15 protein-coding genes are annotated in these 19964 nt (G+C 45.2%); 13 read left to right on the forward strand and 2 right to left on the reverse strand.

Annotated features, from left to right (window positions below):
• Window positions 1–60: 60 nt before the first annotated feature.
• From nikB to NST25_RS15660, 8 genes are all read left to right on the forward strand, one after another.
• On the forward strand, window positions 61–1005 hold the full coding sequence (gene nikB, locus NST25_RS15625) for a nickel ABC transporter permease (RefSeq protein WP_340391741.1): 945 nt from the start codon (window positions 61–63) through the stop codon (window positions 1003–1005).
• Between the two features lie 32 nt (window positions 1006–1037).
• A complete protein-coding gene (gene nikC / locus NST25_RS15630) occupies window positions 1038–1874 on the forward strand; it encodes a nickel transporter permease (protein ID WP_340394420.1) in 837 nt (278 codons plus the stop codon).
• Window positions 1871–2656: an ABC transporter ATP-binding protein gene (locus NST25_RS15635; RefSeq protein WP_340391743.1), complete on the forward strand. Its 786-nt coding sequence runs from the start codon at window positions 1871–1873 to the stop codon at window positions 2654–2656. Before nikC ends, NST25_RS15635 begins: the two co-directional genes overlap by 4 nt.
• Window positions 2657–2693: 37 nt before the next feature.
• The gene (locus NST25_RS15640; RefSeq protein WP_340391746.1) at window positions 2694–3542 is read left to right on the forward strand and encodes an ATP-binding cassette domain-containing protein; all 849 of its coding nucleotides are present in this window, start codon (window positions 2694–2696) and stop codon (window positions 3540–3542) included.
• An 18-nt stretch (window positions 3543–3560) separates the two neighbouring features.
• Window positions 3561–5234 (forward strand): nickel ABC transporter substrate-binding protein, encoded by a 1674-nt coding sequence (locus NST25_RS15645; protein WP_340391749.1) that lies wholly within the window; start codon window positions 3561–3563, stop codon window positions 5232–5234.
• Window positions 5231–5986: a methyltransferase domain-containing protein gene (locus tag NST25_RS15650; protein WP_340391751.1), complete on the forward strand. Its 756-nt coding sequence runs from the start codon at window positions 5231–5233 to the stop codon at window positions 5984–5986. Before NST25_RS15645 ends, NST25_RS15650 begins: the two co-directional genes overlap by 4 nt.
• Entirely contained in the window at window positions 5987–6583 is a 597-nt protein-coding gene (locus tag NST25_RS15655) for a class I SAM-dependent methyltransferase (protein WP_340391752.1), read from the forward strand.
• A gap of 256 nt (window positions 6584–6839) precedes the next feature.
• Window positions 6840–7829, forward strand: a complete 990-nt coding sequence (locus NST25_RS15660) for an alpha/beta hydrolase (protein ID WP_248548641.1) — start codon at window positions 6840–6842, stop codon at window positions 7827–7829.
• 82 nt (window positions 7830–7911) lie between these two features.
• Here the strand turns inward: NST25_RS15660 and NST25_RS15665 are convergent, their stop codons facing one another.
• The gene (locus tag NST25_RS15665; protein WP_217696907.1) at window positions 7912–8547 is read right to left on the reverse strand and encodes a TetR/AcrR family transcriptional regulator; all 636 of its coding nucleotides are present in this window, start codon (window positions 8545–8547) and stop codon (window positions 7912–7914) included.
• 80 nt (window positions 8548–8627) lie between these two features.
• On the opposite strand from NST25_RS15665, the gene NST25_RS15670 reads away from it, so the two are divergent.
• From NST25_RS15670 to cydC, 5 genes are all read left to right on the forward strand, one after another.
• Complete coding sequence (locus NST25_RS15670) at window positions 8628–10475, forward strand: hypothetical protein (protein WP_340391756.1); 1848 nt, start codon at window positions 8628–8630, stop codon at window positions 10473–10475.
• A 551-nt stretch (window positions 10476–11026) separates the two neighbouring features.
• Window positions 11027–12391, forward strand: coding sequence for a cytochrome ubiquinol oxidase subunit I (locus tag NST25_RS15675; RefSeq protein ID WP_340391757.1), 1365 nt, complete (start codon window positions 11027–11029; stop codon window positions 12389–12391).
• Window positions 12388–13404 (forward strand): cytochrome d ubiquinol oxidase subunit II, encoded by a 1017-nt coding sequence (locus NST25_RS15680; protein WP_076126522.1) that lies wholly within the window; start codon window positions 12388–12390, stop codon window positions 13402–13404. The genes NST25_RS15675 and NST25_RS15680 overlap by 4 nt, the downstream gene beginning before the upstream one ends.
• A gap of 68 nt (window positions 13405–13472) precedes the next feature.
• A complete protein-coding gene (cydD, locus tag NST25_RS15685; protein ID WP_340391758.1) occupies window positions 13473–15317 on the forward strand; it encodes a thiol reductant ABC exporter subunit CydD in 1845 nt (614 codons plus the stop codon).
• Window positions 15314–17041 (forward strand): thiol reductant ABC exporter subunit CydC, encoded by a 1728-nt coding sequence (gene cydC, locus NST25_RS15690; RefSeq protein WP_076190282.1) that lies wholly within the window; start codon window positions 15314–15316, stop codon window positions 17039–17041. Before cydD ends, cydC begins: the two co-directional genes overlap by 4 nt.
• A 445-nt stretch (window positions 17042–17486) precedes the next feature.
• Here the strand turns inward: cydC and NST25_RS15695 are convergent, their stop codons facing one another.
• Window positions 17487–19934, reverse strand: a complete 2448-nt coding sequence (locus tag NST25_RS15695; protein ID WP_340391759.1) for a glycoside hydrolase — start codon at window positions 19932–19934, stop codon at window positions 17487–17489.
• Window positions 19935–19964 lie beyond the last annotated feature (30 nt).

The raw sequence follows: 19964 nt of genomic DNA on the forward strand, positions 1-19964 counted from the left end.
AATTTAAGACTATTAATTTAAAAAGATTATGCTATAATCGTAATTATTACGATTAATATTTTGGAGTTGAATGCCATCAATCGATACTTGTTGCAACGCTTATTGCAGCTCATTCCCGTGCTGCTCGGCATCTCTTGCATTACCTTTGCGCTGATGCATTTAACACCAGGTGATCCAGCGGAGATCATGCTGCGTGCTGACGGCATCAAACCTACGCAGGAAGCTATTGAGGCGACCAGACATACACTTGGTCTGGATGGTCCTGTACATAAGCAATATTTTCACTGGTTGAACCGGGTATCCCATCTCGATTTTGGCTTATCTTACAGCAGCGGTCGTCCAGTGTTCACAGAGCTGATGAGTCGTTTTCCGGCAACTATACTGCTCAGTGCCTGTTCCGTATTGTCCGCTATTCTTATTGCCCTGCCGATAGGAGTGGGGTCTGCATTATATCCGGGTAGAATGCTTGATCGACTGGGAAGAGTATGTGCAATGCTCAGTGTTTCAATGCCAGGATACTGGCTGAGTCTGCTTCTGATTTATTATGGTGCGGTGAAGTTTAAGCTATTTCCTGTGATGGGAATGGATGGGGTATCCAGTGTCATTCTACCTGCCCTCACACTAGGATTTGGTATGGCAGGAGTCTACATCCGCTTGATTCGTTCCAGTCTTCTAGACGTTTTGGGCAAGCGTTACATCACAGCAGCTAGAGCTAAGGGGCTGCAGAAATGGAGAATAATCATTCGGCATGCACTTCGTAATGCGCTTCTTCCGAGTCTTACTCTCCTTGGGGTTAACATAGCGGGGCTATTAGGCGGTTCCGTTATTGTTGAAACTATATTTTCTTGGCCGGGAATTGGTAAGTATGCCATTGAGGCGATTTTTGCGAAAGACTATATTGTCATTCAGGGTTACGTATTATGGATGGCTGTTGTCGTTGTCCTGATTAACTTGACAGTGGATTTATTACATCTGCTGCTGGATCCGCGAATCAGGCTGCGGTGACGATTTAGAAGGAGCGGATTGTCATATTTCGTATTAGCTTATTTAAGAATAAGGGAGCAAGGTTAGGAGCGGGCATAGTACTTTTGTTCATATCCGTTGGACTCTTTGCCCCATGGCTCTCACCTTCCGATCCGCTGCAGATTCACATGGAACACAAACTGGCTATACCTTCCTGGCAATACCCGCTCGGTACGGATCATCTGGGACGCTGTGTCTTATCCCGATTAATCTATGGGACCCGAACCTCCCTGTATTATTCGTTTATGGTGTTGATCGTTGTTTTTGCGATTAGCATCCCTGTTGGTTTACTGGCTGGTTACGCTGGCGGCAAGATCGATCATTTGATTATGCGGATCATAGATATATTGCTTGCCTTTCCCAGCTTAATCCTATCCCTTGCTATTACAGCCATGCTAGGTCCCAGTATGAAGAATCTGCTAATCGCATTTGCTGCTGTCTGGTGGACGGGGTATGCCAGAGTGATACGCAGTATGGTCCTTCAAATCAAGGAAAGTGAATATATTACAGCGGCCAAAGCGTCAGGCACTTCTCATTTACAAATTATTTTCAGGCATATTCTGCTGAACGCAGCCCGGCCTATTCTGGTTCTTGCTTCTATGGAAGTGGGTACGATTATGCTCTCCATTGCGGGTTTGTCCTTTCTGGGTTTGGGAGCTCAGCCGCCTACACCGGAATGGGGAGTAATGCTGAACGACAGCCGTGCCTATATTCAAACGGAGCCGCGGTTGATGCTATTTCCGGGAATGATGATCATGCTGGCGGTTCTGGGCTTTAATCTGTTGGGAGAAGGCTTGCGACAACCAGAGCGTGCTTTCAATTCTGTAGTAAAGTGGGGGACCATAACATGATGGCAGAGTCTCCACTGTTGAAGGTCAGTCATTTACGCACCTGCTTTCACACAGGCAGTTATAAAGTTACAGCGGTTGATGATGTCAGTATCGAGGTGAAATCCCGGCAGATTGTCGCACTTGTAGGTGAGAGCGGCAGCGGTAAAAGTGTTACGGCAATGTCCATATTAGGATTAGTAGATTCTCCAGGCATAGTTGAGAGTGGAGAAATCTGGCTTAAGGGTAACAATCTACGTGAGTGCTCCAGCCGTCAGTTACAGAAGCTTCGGGGAACAGAAATGGCTGTTATCTTTCAAGATCCTATGAACGCGCTGAATCCGGTACTTACTATTGGCAGGCAGATCATGGAGACGATTAAACTGCACAAGCGTATATCGGGAAAAGAAGCAAAGCTGCTTGCCATGAGGCAGATGGAGCAAGCAGGGCTCAACGAGCCTAAATTGCTTTTCAATAAATATCCTTTTCAAATTAGCGGTGGTATGTGTCAAAGAGTAATGATCGCCATCGCACTGGTATCCGGTGCACAATTGCTAATTGCAGATGAGCCTACAACGGCATTGGATGTAACCATTCAAGCCCAGATTCTTAAAGAGCTGGACCGAATCAGATGGACGAACAATGTCGGCATCCTATTAATTACCCATGATCTTGGCGTTGTTGCGGAGCTTGCAGATTATGTATATGTGATGAAGTCCGGTAAGATTGTGGAATCAGTCAATGTGTTTGAACTCTTTTCTAATCCCGTGCATCCCTATACTAAACACTTAATGGAGTGCAGATAACAACGGTAATATTACATTTTTTAGGGACGTGGTGATCTTGAAGTTATTGGAAGCGGTAAGCCTGAACAAGAAATATGGGATGGAAAGGGGGTGGTTCACACGTAAAGCCAGAAGTGTTCATGCCGTCAACAACCTGTCTCTCAGTCTGGAGAGCGGTGAGACCCTTGGTTTAGTGGGGGAAAGTGGCTGTGGTAAGAGCACTTTGGCCAGACTTCTGCTGGGACTGGAGAAACCATCCTCCGGAAGAGTTATGTACCGGAACGAGGATTATACGGATTGGACCTTTAGCGAAATGCGCATGATCCGCAGGAAGATGCAGATGGTGTTTCAGAACAGTCTGGCTTCATTTAATCCGTTGTTTACGGTAGAGCAAATTATCGGGGAGCCTCTTCGAAACTATGAAGAGAGGAAGGCTGGAGCCCGCAGGGCCACGGTAGCAGACACACTTGAGCTTGTGGGACTTGAAAGGCGGCATATTCACCGCTATCCGCATGAACTCAGCGGCGGACAGCAGCAAAGGGTCGGAATTGCGCGCGCAATCGCCTTGCGGCCGGAGTTGATTATCTGCGATGAACCTTTCTCAAGTCTCGATGTCACCCTGCGAAAGCAAATGATGGATCTGCTGCAGGAATTGAAGCATGAGCTGGGATTATCCTATGTATTCATTACACATGACTTGTCAGTTGTAAATCGTTTTTGCGACAGTGTGGCTGTGATGTGTCAAGGGGAAATTGTAGAGAAGCAATCGGGTGCAACCATGTTGCAGCAAGCAGACCACCCTTATACAAAAACATTGCTCTCCTCGGTACCTGTGCAGGACCCCCGCTTAAGAAAGAAGAGACTGGGAGAGGAGTGGCAACCCAGCCATTCCTATGATGTTAAGTAGAGAAAGGATGTACCAAGAATGAGAACGAACCCTAAGACAAAAAACCTATTATCAAAATCGTTATTCTTTATGCTTCTTGTAATAGTTGTGTTGATATCAGGTTGCAGCAACAGTAATAACAGCAATTCTACGGCTAGAGCCAATAATACCGCCAATAATGAAGCTGCACAAGGATCTGAAGCTCAGGACAAGACAGTCACTGTTGCTATATCGTCTGATGCCGGTATAGACCGATTGGATGCCGGTGCCTATGATGGTTCGATGAATGTGCACGCGATGATATATGAGGGGTTAGTGGAGTATGGTGAAAAAGGCGAAATACTGCCGTCGCTTGCGGAGTCTTGGGATATTTCAGAAGATGGGAAAGTATATACGTTCCATCTTCGCCATGACGTCAAATTCTCTGACGGTACGGAGTTTAATGCCGATGCACTTAAATTCTCCTTCGAACGCTGGATTAAGGATCCAGCCAATTCGTTAAATGTAGCAACTGCGATGCAATCCCTTGTTGTTGTGGACGAACATACGATCACAATGACATTCAACAAAGCGTATTATCCCTTCTTAACTGAGTTATCCTTTGCAAGACCGGTCCGAATTATCAGCCCTTCCGCTGTGGAACCCGCAGGAGATATTACGGGTAAATTCATCAAAGCGATTGGAACTGGCGCATGGATGGCAGAGAGCTACAAAACAGATCAGGAAGCCATACTCGTCAGAAATCCGAATTATTGGGGAGAAATGCCGAAGCTGTCGAAAATTATTTTGAAGGTAATCCCAGATCCACAGTCCAGAGTACTAGCGCTGCAAGCTGGAGACATTGACATTGCCGGGGGACAAATGGGAAAGATTCCAGTCGAAAGCGTGCCAGTGATTGAAGCGGATTCTTCACTAACTTTGCAAAAAGCACAAGGAACAAGCTCTCATTTCATGATCTTTAACTACAAAACGCCCGCACTTCAAGATCTGAATGTGCGCAAAGCTATCAATTTGGCAATTAATAAAAAAAGCATTGTCGAAGATCTTATGGACGGTATCGGCAGTGAAGCTCAAAGCCTGTTCCCGCTGACAGTTCCTTATGTGACGGAGTCCAATAATACTTGGTACGGCTTCAATCCGCTGGAAGCGAAGCAACTGCTAGCAGCTGCCGGTTACACGGATTCGGACGGAGATGGAATTGTACAGAAGGACGGAGCGCAGCTTGAGCTTAATTTCGTGCTGCAGCAGGCTGAATATCCCGAATGGAAGTCCATCAGTGAACTGGTTCAGTCTGAGTTAAAGGAGATTGGCATTAGAGTGAATCTTCAGGTTCTTGAGCCGAATGCTTATTATGATGCCTTATGGACAAGCAAAGCTTATGATCTAATCATGTACCGGACTTATGATGATGCTTATAATCCGCATGCATTCTTGCTGTCCCTATTTCATAAAACAGCTGACGCATCTGCTGTCGTATGGTCTGATCCTGGACTAGAATCACTGATTGACACAGCAGTAGGAACAACCGATATTCAGGAACGTCAGACCGCATATGACTCCATTTTCTCCAAATTGTATCAGGAGGCTATGTTTGCAGCTATTTATTTCCCTGACGATATCTTAGCAGTAAATAATAGAGTGACTGGATTTAAACCGGGGTACTCCACCTTTATGCCGGTCTTCTGGAATCTACTCGACATAGGAGAAAAATGATGTTAAAAGAGATTTCGAAATACTGGACATCAAGCTCGGAGAGTTATGACAAAGTCATACAAACTCAATTCCGCAGCAAAAAAACCATAAACCTCTGGAAACAACTGCTTATTAAAGGGTTGGGAACAACTCCCCAGCAAAAGGTGCTGGATGTGGGAACAGGGCCTGGCTTTTTCTCCATACTCTTATCACAGATGGGGCATCTGCCTACAGCGGTGGATACCTCTCAGGGAATGATCGAAAGAGCTTCACGAAATTTTGAGAGTTATGGATATAAAGTTCCAGCTTATGTCGCTGATGCTGCCGATTTGCATATGGAGCTAGAGAATAGCTTTGAGGCAGTGGTCTGCAGGGATGTAGTATGGACGCTTCCTGATCCACAGAGGGCTTATGCTGAATGGTATCGGATTCTAAAACCGGGCGGGACCCTGATTATTTTTGACGGCAACTATTTGTATAAAGAGAGCAAGACTGTATTCCATAGACTTTGGTATGCCTTGTCCTGGACACTGATTCTACTCACAGAACAAAGAATCCGCCAGCGAAGCAGTCAAGATAAAAGCCTGCTAAGCGAGTTGCCATATGTTAATGTATTACGGCCTGAAGCTGACGAGACAGCGCTGAAACAGGCCGGGTTCCGAACCATAGATGTTCACCGGAACTTTATCCCTGCCCGTGCGATGCCGCTAGATTATTTGAAATACGGTTACCAGAATGTAAACCGGTTCATGATACTTGCCAAGAAGGAGTGAATGATAAATGGGTTTCCTGGCTTCTTCTCTGTGATTCTTTCGAGTGCCGGGCATCTGGTTACTGCGATCGATTGTACCGACAATATGCTGGAAGAAGCACGTGCCCACTCCATTCGGGAAGGTGTAACCGTTACTTTCCGCAAGATGGATTCGCACAAGCTTGACTTTGCTGCGGAGAGCTTCGATCTGATCGTGTGCCGCAATGTTACCTGGAGCCTTACCGATCCGCAGTCAGCCTACAAAGAGTGGAGAAGAGTACTTAAGCCTGGGGGACGGCTGCTGGTTTTTGATGCCAACTGGAATCGCCATCTCTGGGACGAAGAGATGCAGCAAAAGCGAGTAGAGGATCAGCAAAACTATGTAGATAAGGGCTTTGGTGAACTCCCGCATCATAAGGACATAGAGGAGACAGACCGTCTGAGTCTTGTATTGCCGCTGACCAGAGAATGGCGTCCCGAGTGGGATATACGGACTCTCAAAAAAGAAGGCTTCGTTAATATTTTTGCTGAAGAGAATTTGAACGCAAAAATTCTGGATGAGAAACAGCAAGTCTTAAACCGGTCAACACCGATATTCATGATTTGTGCTGAGAAATAATAGAATAGTGAGAACCTACACATATTAAATGAAGTATACAATAAAAAGCAGCGATCTCTAATGAGAGGCGCTGCTTTTTGAGTAAAGGACAAGAACATTATTTCATTTCCGATTTGATGTTAATCTAAAACTTCTTTTTTTTTGTCTTGTTCATATTCCGTTCATATTGTCGTCACGAAGAGTACATCTTGATTGATTACACTTTGAATATGTCGTCAAGGCGGCACTTCAGATACAGGGACAAGGAAGGGAAGAGATGAACGTGGCAAATAAGGTAGAAATAAAAACAACAGGGACTAAGAGCCACAAGAAACGGAACCTATGGTTAAAAATAATCGGAGGTATTGTAGGGGCGCTCGTGCTGTTCATGGGCATCGTTTTTATCGTTGATGCAATCAGCGACGGGGTAGAGAAAAAGAAAATCGAATCGTATGGCCAGTATGTCAATGTGGATGGGAAAAAGATGAATGTGCTTATTCAAGGCAGTGGAGAACAAACGGTTGTACTCCTACCGGGACAAGGAACCCCGACGCCTGCACTTGATTTCAAATTGCTGATCGATGAAATTACCCCTAATTATAAAGTCGTGGTGGTCGAGCCTTTCGGTTATGGTTTGAGCGATGAAACCGAGAAGGAGAGAACGACTGAGAATATAGTAAGTGAGGTTCACGAAGCATTGCAGCAACTGGGTGTAGACCGTTACATTCTAATGGGACATTCCATCGCGGGACTTTACGGAGCGACCTATGTGAACACATATCCGGATGAAGTTCTTGCTTTTGTCGGCATCGATAGCAGCGTTCCCAATCAACCCGGAATGGATGTCAAATTACCTTTGAACGCCATGAAATTTCTTCAAAAATCAGGTCTAATGAGATTGGTCCAAAAAGTGAGCGGAGATCCCTATGAATCGCTTGCGTTCGATGAGCATACCAAAGAACAGATGCGTTTGATTTCGAATCAAGTCGCGACCAATCCAACGTTGATGAATGAACTGGGCCACCTCGGTTCCAATTTCAAAAATGGAGAAAAAATCACAATGCCAAATGACTTGCCGCTGCTTCTCTTCGTTCAATCAAATAACGAGCACAATAAACAGTGGATTCCGCTGCATGAGGAGCAAGTCAAACAATCCGCACAGGGCAAAATGATCCCAATGGAAGGTTCACATTATCTGCATCATACAAAATACAAAGAAATCGCCGAGGCATTCAAAGAGTACATGAAACAAATTCAAATTCAATAGTAGGGTTGATAATTAAACTGCGGAGCCGAACTTGGTTCCGTGGTTTCTTTGTTTTTTCATTTATAAACACGATTTTTAAACCTTATTCCTGGGACATTGGAGTATGGTATACCTCAAGACAAATTTTGGTCATTTCGTCTATGGATTTTGCAAAGTCTGATTGTATCCATTTAAGGAGAACATTATAGAGGGCCCCCGCTTTAAAGTATATTCGGTACACATTCTCGTCGCTTTTGTCATGAGCAGTAGAAAGCATCATTTCATTCAAGCAATCCAGAATTACATGATCAAACTTTGCACTCTGAAGTGCTTTGTAGATGTTCCGCTGCTGAAAAATAACTTCAAAAAGCACTTTGATAAATTTTTGAGGTTCTTTAGCTTTGCCTGTTAATTCATTGGTGTAAGGTAAGAGTTTTTGATTAATTTCAAAAATAAGCGAATCGACCAAATCCACCAGGATCTCTTGCTTGGAGGAATAGTTGTTGTAATAGGCTGTTCGAGAAACCCCTGCGCGCTTCACAATATCGGTGATGGTGATTTTGTCAAAAGGCTGTTCCTGGATCAAGAAGACTAATGCCGTACAGATGGCTTCTCTTGTCAAACGGTTGGTTTCTTTATTGGAACGATGCTGAGAGGTATTTGGACTGTATAATTCATGATTTGAGATGACATTTCCCCTCCGTTTGTACATTCTGATGTTCGTTTCATTGTTTTTCATGAGTCTTTTCAATATGCTAAAACCATAAGGCATTACAAATGTAATGTCAAAATAATCGTTAGTTAAAATGGGAGGGCGTCATGTTAGAAATCTTATATAGACGATTGTCAGCAGTGCTGCTTTTGATCCTAGCACTAAGTGCTACGGTATTCATTGGCGAAGAAACGGTAATCTCAATCGTGACCATCATCTTTTTATTAGCAGAATTAGGCATCTCTTTTTTACTATTAAAGAAGCGTGAGAAGTTACATGTAGTATTTATTAGTGCGATGGTGGCAGAAGGGTTATTCTTACTAACAAGAAATTTTTGGCTGCTTGCGCTTTCTATCCTCTTGCTGATCATAGCGGGCATATGGAGAGGACTCTTGGGGCAAAAGGTAAGCAGAAGAGTTACTCCGTTTCTAGTGGTTCGTAAAGTGTTATTCAGCATTGCTGCACTTATCGTTACTGCACTTTGGGGTATTGGAGTCTATGCAAAACCTATTACAACACCTGTAGCATTAGCTGCTGATACGACAGTGACGATCGATGAACGCAATTTGGATTCTGCAGCAGTGATGCTCAAAGATATTGAAGTAATGAATTCTTTTGGAAGCCGTACAACCGGCTCTGAGGGTCACAATCAGTTTATTGCTTGGCTGGAGCAGCAGGTATCTGATATGGGGCTGCAAGTTTATCGTGATCGCTATACTTTTGACCGATGGGAAGAAAAGAACAGTACTTTAATGATTGATCAGCAGGAAATTCATGTCTCTTCAGCTTTTCCCTATTCCGGGGAAACTGACGAAAAAGGTGTAACTGGGGAGCTGGTGTATACGAAGCGTGGTGAATATGGCCAGGCCAGCGGAAAAATTGCTGTCATTGAAATTGAGAATTTCAGAAATTTTCCAAGTGGGATCGTTATGAATATGCGGGATTCATCACCAATGGACAACCAAATTGCCCCAAATGAAGGCGATCTGGTCCTCACTACAGCATTAAAAGAAGCTAAATTGGAGCAAGCGAAGGAAATGGGCGTAAAAGCTGTTGTTTTAGTCTGGAAAGGGGTATCTGACGATAAGGTTGAAGAGCAATATGTGCCTTTTACCACCGATTATGCTGGAATCCCTGCGATTTGGGTTAATGAAACGGAAGGGAAAAAGGTGATCAGCGCAGCTCAGGAGCATAAAGAAGGTACGGTTATTTTAGAAGCGGAAATACAAAAAGATGCCCCAACAGAATCCTTTTATGTGAAAATTGACGGTAAGAATAAAGACGAAGCAATTATCGTAAATACTCATACGGATGGGATAAATGTGGTGGAGGAGAATGGCGCTGTGGGCATGCTGTCTATGATTCGTTACTTACAGCAGGAGCAGCCGGAACGTACGATGATATTTGCTTTTGTGACAGGGCATTTTAGATTACCGGAGTTCAAAGGTTCCTCTCAGGCAACTTCCACCTGGATGGAGGGGCATCGAGAGCTGTGGGATGGCAAGAATGGCCATTTAAAAGCTGTAGCTGGAATTACGGTTGAGCATTTAGGCAGCATGGAGTGGAAGGACGATGATACGGGTCATTATGGTCCAACTGGACAAATAAGTACAGAATATACCTATGCAGGCAATGAAATGATGGCAGGCATTTGGCTGAAGGCTATTGAAAAGACAGATAGCACACGTACTGTATTATTGCGTGGACATAACAAGTTTGAGTTTGGAGAGAGTCAGCCCTTATTTGAAGCAGGGATACCGGTGATTGGTTTCATTCCAATGCCCGACTATCTGCTCGTGGATAGTGACAACAGAGAGATGGACAAATTTGATGCAAAGCTAATGCATACGCAAATTGTATCGTTGCTGAAAGCGGTCAAGCTAGTGGACGGAACGGAGACGACTAAGCTTGGGAAATCAGATGGGTATTCTTTTTTCTACGGTCTTACTAAATGATAGTAGCAGTTCAAGATTTGTCATGACAAAGATGAAATTAGCTTTAATTCAAAAAACACTGATGATTTGAGTCAGTGTTTTTTTGTTGCAAAAAAGGGGATATATTACGGCTCAAAATGAGAAAATATCGTTTTTTTGCCAGCATCGAAGTAGGAGGGAACTTGTGACATCACATATGCACTAATCAATCAATAGCTCCTTCGGGTACTTTTTGTGTTATTCACTGAGTTGTCAGAAAGATTTGACCCTTTCTTGAACGTTTAGGGATTAAGAGATATCTGTGATTGAATTACTTGCAATTTAAGATAAGATGATTTTAATCATTAGGTCACATTATAATTTTGACTGTTCAGTATCAGGTAAATCGGGCTCGCCAACTCTTGCTTTGTGAATTTTTTCTCTTTTTACATAGCAAAGAACGATGAACGTCATACTAAAACGAACAGGCAACGATGTCGCTGAACCTTGCTAAACCTGATATTGAATGCAGCCAACAGTTAGCAGACCTAATCATAGAAAAATGAACAGTGTTTTGAAGGGAGCATTAAAGAATGGCAATTGATACGGTGCTATGGAGCAGGCTGGTGACAGGCTTGACTCTCGGGTTCCACGTTATTTTTGCGACGATTGGCGTCGGTATACCGCTAATGATCGCTATAGCAGAGTTTATCGGGATTCGGAAGAAGGACCCCCATTATACACTTATGGCAAAGCGGTGGTCTCGAGGATTTGTCATTTCTGTGGCGGTTGGTGTCGTGACCGGTACAGCGATTTCACTACAGCTGGCCCTGGTATGGCCGAATTTTATGAAACTGGCTGGGAATGTCATTGCACTTCCGTTATTCATGGAGGTGTTCGCGTTCTTCTTTGAAGCTATCTTCTTGGGCATTTATTTGTATACGTGGGGTCGGTTCAAAAATCCGTATATCCATTGGCTGCTGACGATACCGATTGTCGCCGGGGCAGGCATGTCTGCCGTTTTTATTACGACGGTGAACGGATTCATGAACCAGCCTGAAGGCTTTGTCATGGAAGCAGGCCAATTCACAGCGATTAACCCGGTGCAAGCGATGCTGAATACGGCGACGTTCTCCAAAGTGTTCCATGTATTAAGCTCGGCCTATTTGACTGGAGCTGCCTTGTTAGCCGGGATTGCAGCCTTCGCGATGCTGAGAAAAGGTGTGTCCGCATACCACAAAAAATCTTTAAATCTAATGATGGCGGTCGTTTTACTATTCGGTTTGCTGAACACGTTAGCCGGTGATGTGTCCGCCAAGTTTTTGGCCGAGCATCAGCCAGAGAAGCTTGCAGCGGCAGAGTGGCATTTTGAGACGAGCAGCAGTGTGGATTTGGTACTATTGGGATGGCTGAATGCAGAGCATGAAGTTCTAGGGGCTCTTCATCTGCCGAAGCTGCTCAGCTTCCTGGCCTTTGGAGACTTTAATGCAGAGGTGACGGGGCTCGAGGAATTCCCCAAGGAAGAATGGCCACCGCTTCTCGTTCATTATCTGTTTGATTTAATGGTCGGAATTGGATTTACTCTGCTCGCGATTTCGTTTCTATATTTTCTGTTTGTGTTCTGGAAAAAGCGTAATGCGCTTAACAAATGGATGCTTCGCATCATCGCACTGAGCGCCCCTCTCGCTTTTCTGGCTGTTGAGCTGGGCTGGTTTTATGCAGAGGTTGGCCGACAGCCGTGGATTATCCGTGGATATATGCGTGTTGAGGAGGCTGCCACGTCTTCACCGAATGTAAGAATTATATTCTTCGCCTTATTGCTCTTGTACATCGTACTCGGCAGTATGTGTGTAATCGTGCTAAGACGTTTGTTCAACAATAATCCTGCAGAAGCTGAGATGGAGAAATGGATGAAGGATCATCCTAATCAATTTACGGAAAAGGGGGGCACTGAATGATGAGTTACGAATTGATTGGCATCTCGGTGCTCTGGCTGTTTTTGTACGGCTATTTAATTATAGCTTCCATTGATTTCGGAGCGGGCTTCTTCGCCTTTTATGCACGTTTAACAAAGCAGGATCATCTCATTAATCGTCTGATTTCCCGATATTTATCACCCGTATGGGAGATTACAAATGTATTTTTTATCTTTTTCTATATTGGCATCGTCGGATTTTTTCCGGACACAGCCTATTATTATGGCTCCGCGTTACTTGTTCCGGGAAGCATTGCAGTGATTCTTCTTGCGATTCGCGGTTCATTCTATGCTTTTGAAAATTACGGTTCCAAGAAAAACATAGTATATCTTTTTTTGTACGGAGCTACAGGTTTGCTTATTCCAGCATCGTTGTCAGTGGCGCTAACTTTGTCTGAAGGCGGCTTTATCGTGAAGCAGGGGGAGACGGTTTCTCTAGATTACTGGGCGCTGTTTACCAATCCGTTATCGTGGAGTATCGTTGGACTGGCAATCGTGTCCGTTTTGTTCATTAGCGGCTCATTTCTGACATTTTACGCTTCTCGGGCGGAGGATCATTCCGCGTTGAAGCTGATGCGCAACTACGCCCTGTTTTGGAGCACACCCACGATAATCCTCGCACTGACAGCATTTATCTATTTGGGTCAACACAATGAGCGCCATTTTCAAAATATGATGGATTTATGGTGGTTACTGGCACTTTCCGTTGCTTTCTTCATGATCGCGATGTGGCTATTATATAACGGACGCCGTTACGGATTAGCTTTTATATGCGTCATGTTGCAGTTTTTCTGTGCCTTTTTCGCTTATGGGATTGGGCAATACCCTTATATTCTTGATCCGTATATCACGATTCAGAGCAGTGCAACTTCACCGGCAATGGGTTTAGCGTTAGTAATTGTGTTTATCGGCGGTCTATGCCTGTTGATCCCATCCCTTATTCTGGTCTTCAAACTCTTCCTGTTTGATGCGGATTATGTTAAAGGGAAAAAATAAAGCTGATTAATCCATTACGGCATGTTTGAGGTTTTCCTACAAGCCTATAGATAAAGGAGGTGTGATCTATGAAGAGGAAATCCAGTCTGATTTCTCAACAAATGTCTTCACAAAGGAAAAACATGGCTCTCCTCGCAATCATTTCACTAGCGCTTGGTATAGCTATTGTGAGTCAGGCTGGACTGCTTGCTGAAGCAGTCCAACGGATTTTTGTCGAGAAAGCTTCATTTTCATCGGTTATCCTGTTGCTCGGCATACTTCTAGCTGTTATGGCTGTGCGCACACTGTTGTCTTATGGAAACGGTATAGTTGGCTTACATATGGCTGCCACTGCTAAGACAAATATGCGCGCTGCCGTGCTGCAAAACTTGACTCATGCCTCCATGCCTTCAACCCTTCGTGGACAGACGGGAGGAAAGGTCAGTGTTGCTCTGGATGCTGTGGATGAGGCCGATAGTTATTTCAGTCAATACATGCCGCGTATGATGGAAGCTGCTATCATCCCGGTTCTGATTTTGGTCGTTACATTTATCCAACATGCCAACACAGGTTTCATTCTATTGTTTACTGCTCCGTTCATCCCGCTGTTCATGATTTTGGTAGGGCTGAAAACGAAGAACAAATCCGAAGAAAAATATGCGCAACTGGCTGAGTTCTCAGGGACGTTTCTGGATTCTCTTCAAGGACTGGTGACATTGAAAATATTTGGACGGGCTTACCGTCAGCAACAGGAGATCGAGCGCAGTAGCTTGGGTTATCGTGATGCCACAATGGGCATTTTGAAGATTGCGTTTACGAATACCTTCATGCTGGAATCGATCGTAATGCTTAGCATTGGCATTGTCGCTCTTGAACTGGCCATCCAGTTGCTCGTTTTCAAAGCTATGACGTTCCACACCGCCTTTCTCGTTTTGCTGCTCGTTCCCGAGTTTTACAACCTGTTAAAGAATACGGGAACGGCCTTTCACAGTGGCCGGACAAGTATGGGTGCGGTTCGTAAGGTGGAACAGATGCTTGAGGAAACGGCAGGGGGGAGCAAAAACATGAATAGCAATGAAGGCGCAGGGACATCCACTGGAATCGACGAGATCGACAGCATGGATAAGGTCGGTGATAGGACCGACAGAATAAGCAAATTGGAACTCACCCATTCTGGAGACCTTTTAATACCGCCGTCCATCGTAATTGACCAACTCCGGTTTCAGTATGCTCCAGATTCTTTCGAGCTTAAGACGGGGCGGATCCAGCTTAGTCCAGGAGAACACATTGCCATTGTTGGCAAAAGCGGTTCCGGCAAAACGACTTTGCTACATCTCATTGCCGGTCTGCTGAAACCAGAATCGGGAACGCTTCTGGTGAATGGAAGTCCACTCTCGCAATACGATGAAACCGAATGGTTCGAACATGTTAGCTACATTACACAGCATCCGTATATTTTTGCAGGCACATTTTCTGAAAATATTGCGATTGGTGCTCGTGGGAGCATCTCCAGAGCAGAAATTGAGCGGGCGGGGGAAGAAGCAGGACTCGCTGCGCTTACAGCCCAATTAGAGCATGGATTTGATACCTTTGTTGGTGAAGGAGGCCGGGGACTGTCTGGTGGGGAAAAGCAACGGCTTGCCTTAGCACGCGCTTTTTTGAAGCGTCCTGCTATCATTTTGTTTGATGAACCCACAGTTGGACTGGATTTGCACACCGAGCGGGTACTGCAACGCTCCATAGCCAAACTGGCAAAAACGGCTACAATGATTACGATAGCTCACCGATTATATACGATTCAACAAGCCGACAAGATTTTGTTTATGGACAATGGAGTGTTGGTGGACTCGGGACGACATGACGAGCTTCTGGAGCGCCTGCCTCAGTATGCCGAGATGATTGATGTAGAGCGGAAAGGGGGGATATCCTCATGAATGAACTGGCTGTTCTGTCAAAGGCGATGATTCAGGAGCGCAAGGATATCATTCTTTCGATTTTGGGTGGATTTATCGCCGGCATAGCCGGTGTGGCACTCTTTTCTGCGAGCGGATATCTGATTTCGCAAACGGTATTTGCGCCACCGCTTTATACTTTAATTGTACTCACCTCCATGGTCAAACTGCTGGGTCTGCTTCGGGCGGCGAGTCGTTATGGAGAACGCTTGTATTCTCACCGGGCGACATTCTCCATGCTTAGCCGTTTACGTACATCCTTTTTTGCCAAGCTTATTCCTTTAACGCCTGGTATATTGAACAAAAATCGAAGCGGGGATCTGCTTGCGCGGATCGTTGGGGATGTGGAAAGTTTGCAAAATTATTTTTTGCGAGTCGCTTATCCTCCGATCATGGTCGTCATGGTGTTTTTGGCTACGGTGCTGTTTACTTCTACCTTTTCGATCTGGATTGCCGTTTTGTTTGTAATAGGTATGCTGGTAACGGCATTCGTTGTACCGGGAATTGTGTTACTCGGGCAGCGGAGAATACATGGACGCGTTCGTGAGCAGAGGGCGCAGCTGTCCACGGAAGTTACCGAAGTGTTGTACGGTTTCCGGGATTTAAAAGTATATGGTCAATTGGCACAGCGGGAGGAACATCTCCAGCATGCTTCCACTGTATTGGCAGCTGAGCAGCAACGAGCAGCCGGGCAACTGCTGCGCGGGCAATCGATGCACACTTTTGTTACGTTTTTCGTTTCCTGGGGAGTGCTTACGCTTGGCGCCTATTTAATTATGGAAGGAGCGCTTGCAGGCGTATTTCTTGCCATGCTGGTTATGGCATCACAAACCGTATTTGAAGAAGCGGCGGCTATGGCCACATTACCCGCGTATAAAGAGGATAGCGAACACGCAGCCAAACGACTGACGGAAACAGTTCAGACCTTTGATGAGCAGTCTTCGCAGCCAAGTGGCACATTGTCTGTTGATCATGCCGTTACGATGGAGCTATCCGATGTTACGTTTCAATATGAAGGGGAATGGAGACCGGCGCTCAGGGATGTATCCCTGCAGATTTTACCTGGTTCCAAAACGGCGATTGTCGGGCCGAGTGGATCAGGAAAATCAACGATTATCGAATTGCTGCTCAAGCTGCGAACACCAACGGCCGGTGATATACGGTTAAACGGCATTTCGGTGAAGGAACTGGATGAAACGAGCATTTGGCAAACGGCTACTGTAGTGTTTCAGCAAAGTCATTTCTTCCGGGGAACGATCCGGGACAACCTGCTGCTGAATGGAGAAGAACATGCAGACGAACAATTGTTGGATGTGCTAGCAAAAATGCAGCTGCCCGATACATCGTTGACCGATATGGTGTATGAAAAAGGGGAGAATCTGTCAGACGGCGAGAAGCAGAGGTTGGCTCTGGCGCGAGCGATGCTCCGCAAAGGACGGGTATGGCTTCTGGACGAACCCACTTCATCGCTGGATTATGTGACAGAGCATCATGTTTTGAAGCATCTCTACGCACAGGCGGCTAATGATACGCTTCTCCTGATTTGTCATCGGCTAACCGGATTGGAAGAGATGGACCAGATTGTGGTCATGGACCAAGGCAGGGTAGTCGAAACGGGGTCCTATTCGGAGTTGATGGGGCAAAAAGGCTATTTTTATGAGATGAAACAAATCGAACAGCAAATGATCGGAGAAGTTGGAGTGTAAAAAAAGCAAGAGCTCCTCTGAGCATTCGATCAATCTTACCAAGCAACAGGCTAAAGAATAACTTCCGGTGTAATATCGGGAGCAGTTCTTTAGCCTGTTTTGCGATTCTCGCCTAGACTATAATCCACGTTTGTCTTAAACGATGAGCAGTTCTTCAAAAACTGGTAATAAAAATCGCTTCAGAGAAAAACGCTAAACCGGCTCAAATTGTATTAGCACACGTAAATTGGAACGTCTGGAAGAAGAAATATATAAAATTAAACAGTAAAATATCCATTATATCCATTAATGATGGCATGTTGAACGATGGGGAGGTTTAATCTCGGAGAAGCCCTCAATTTACGTGACACTAAAAAGTTGATCTATTTTGCAGATCAACTTTTTAGTTTACTATGTTAAGGGAGAAGAGACATCTTGTAGGGAGATTATTTTCAATGATTATTGCTTATAAATTTGTTCTCCAAGACAGGATACCCGCGTTCATGCTCCTGCACGCCTTCATTGCAGATTCTGGGGTATGAAGTTCCTCACCCCAAGTAACATAATATCGGAATTCATAGAATCCTCCCAGTGTCGCCTTAAAGTTTGTCTCCCAATAATTATTCATGGGCCATGAGTACAGGTGGGCTGGATCATGGGCAAGCTCCGGATGGCCGCTCAGAAGACGATCCTCATAGTCTAATGAACCGATTTGAATCAGCGGCGTGTCCGGCATGGCAATCGCAATCCCTCGTCCTTCACTGATATACGCCACACCCTCATCAACACAGTAGAAATCGGCAAGGGAACCCGGGAGTTGGTCGATACGCGGTCGTACTGACGCACCGGTTTTTTCAATCCATAGTTCTTGCTGCGGTGAAGAGGGAGCACTTCCGAACGGAAGAGAAATGTATAGATTTTCTGGGTCCCATACACTTTCCTTATGCATGCGTACGGCAACATCAATTCGCGCACGATCACTGTATAAGGTGACAAGTAAGGAATAATGACTGCAGCCATTGACGCTGTATGTCAGACGAACTTTAGCGTATAGTGCGCCTTTTTCAACAATATCAACATTAACCAGTGTTCCCACAGAAGTAATTGCATCAGGGCCTCTACGATTGCGTCCCATCTTGCGCCGAACATCATACATACCAAATTCGTTAGCTGCCCGAGTCACATTATAAACAGGAGAAAATGCATGGTGATTCCGATCTGCACGAAGCAGGTTCTGATTCACGGTCTTGTCGATCCATTTCGTGATGCCAGCACCGATCTCCCATTCAAGTCTTACGTATTGCGATTCCATATATTTCGGCGTAACGTGAAGCTTCGGTGCGACTGGCGGGATGATATCCAACATACGATCCGAGCCTACATAATCTGTTCGATACGCAGTTACAGGTTTGTGATTGATAAGAGACTTGATCGTCAATTGTACCTGCTGCTTTGGCTGAAGCGTTACCGGAATGGTAAGGATGACACCGCGGTGCCCTGTAACCATTTGCACCTCATATTCAGTGCCCGTCGATTCATCCATGACTTCAAAACCGTTCTTCAATTCCGATATATTCCAGCCTTCCATAATGAGTTCAGCATAATCAGTTTGCGCAAAATCATTAGGATTATATAACTCAAATTTCATTGGACAATTAGGACGAAGCAAAGCGTCACCGCGAGCCTCAAGGATGTCGTATAAAGCGGTATGAGCGAGTGAGCTGGCATTGGCCGCATAGGCTTCTTTCCTGCAGCCAAGCTCTTGAACGAACGGATTCCAAGGTTCGGTGACCGAGGAATGATAACCCCATGTATGCTCAGCGAATAGCGCTAGCTCATATTCCATTGCTTCAAGACGTTCTTTGGAGACGATCTCGCATGCGGGATCTAAAAGCTTCACCTTTGTATAGACACGTTGTGCTTCACGGAAAATCTGTACATGCATCGGCGTCGTCGCCGAGCCATCTGTCCACCAATCTGGCCAGTCCCCACGGAAGGTCTCGATTTCCTCGGGATGCTCCTCTGCATAAGCTCTCAAATCTGCAAAGAAATCGTCCAAGGTCGCCGGTTGAATCCGGATGCGTTCGCCATGCTTCTCATTCCATGGATTCACAAAATCCATCAACGCTGCGTTCGGCGAGCCGTTGTCGGTAGGAAGTCCGGACACCATCACCGGTACGAACGGGAACGTGTAACCATCAGCAACCAATTGCTGTAAATAACGATCAAAACGTGCTTCGGCCACTTCAAAGGATACACCGTTTCGGACATCATGATCATCGCGAATCGTATAAGATCCGCCAATGCCTGGGGTCAATCCAAGATCATTGCCGAACATGTAATGCTCACCGCTCCAGGTGAGAATACGATCTCCTTTCGGCGTTTCCCACCAGAACGGAATCTGCTTCTTCCACAGTGGAAACATGGAATGATGCGTATGAATACATGTAATCAAATTCTCGATACCTGCATCCGCCAGCACTTGACTGTATCCCCAACCAAAGCCTGTAATGTCTGCCGTCATCGCAGAACGTACCGGGAATTGAATCGATTGTCCATAATCTGTTATCCGCTTAATCATGATAGAGAGTATCTCTTGATTTAATTGCTCACCGAAATTGAGATAGGTGCCGGAGAGACCGATATAACCTTTCTTCACCGCATGAGCGAGTTCTTCTTTTTCTATGTCTGTGGCTTTCAATAGGAAGGATTCAACAGGCCAATAGGTTTCACATACCCACTTATAGCCTTTTAAGTCAGGTCTGGCGCCGCTCTCAATATCACGTACAATTTGCAGAGCCTGCCGAATATAATTGACATGATATTGACGAATTTTTTCTTGACGCTCGGTATAGCCGACATCGGTATGGGAATGTTGAATGACGTAAATTGTCCAAGGTTTGTGCTGATTCATCGTAGAGCTCCTTTCGGAATTACAGGATTA

Origin of the sequence: Paenibacillus sp. FSL E2-0190, from assembly GCF_037992965.1 — a bacterium.
Lineage (GTDB): Bacteria > Bacillota > Bacilli > Paenibacillales > Paenibacillaceae > Paenibacillus_AQ > Paenibacillus_AQ odorifer.

Coding starts and splice junctions, on each gene's coding strand:
- NST25_RS15660 (WP_248548641.1), top strand. CDS start 6,840: ATGAACGTGGCAAATAAGGTAGAAATAAAAACAACAGGGACTAAGAGC.
- NST25_RS15645 (WP_340391749.1), top strand. CDS start 3,561: ATGAGAACGAACCCTAAGACAAAAAACCTATTATCAAAATCGTTATTC.
- NST25_RS15635 (WP_340391743.1), top strand. CDS start 1,871: ATGATGGCAGAGTCTCCACTGTTGAAGGTCAGTCATTTACGCACCTGC.
- NST25_RS15665 (WP_217696907.1), bottom strand. CDS start 8,547: ATGAAAAACAATGAAACGAACATCAGAATGTACAAACGGAGGGGAAAT.
- cydD (WP_340391758.1), top strand. CDS start 13,473: ATGAAGAGGAAATCCAGTCTGATTTCTCAACAAATGTCTTCACAAAGG.
- NST25_RS15650 (WP_340391751.1), top strand. CDS start 5,231: ATGATGTTAAAAGAGATTTCGAAATACTGGACATCAAGCTCGGAGAGT.
- NST25_RS15675 (WP_340391757.1), top strand. CDS start 11,027: ATGGCAATTGATACGGTGCTATGGAGCAGGCTGGTGACAGGCTTGACT.
- NST25_RS15695 (WP_340391759.1), bottom strand. CDS start 19,934: ATGAATCAGCACAAACCTTGGACAATTTACGTCATTCAACATTCCCAT.
- cydC (WP_076190282.1), top strand. CDS start 15,314: ATGAATGAACTGGCTGTTCTGTCAAAGGCGATGATTCAGGAGCGCAAG.
- NST25_RS15670 (WP_340391756.1), top strand. CDS start 8,628: ATGTTAGAAATCTTATATAGACGATTGTCAGCAGTGCTGCTTTTGATC.
- NST25_RS15680 (WP_076126522.1), top strand. CDS start 12,388: ATGATGAGTTACGAATTGATTGGCATCTCGGTGCTCTGGCTGTTTTTG.
- NST25_RS15655 (WP_340391752.1), top strand. CDS start 5,987: ATGATAAATGGGTTTCCTGGCTTCTTCTCTGTGATTCTTTCGAGTGCC.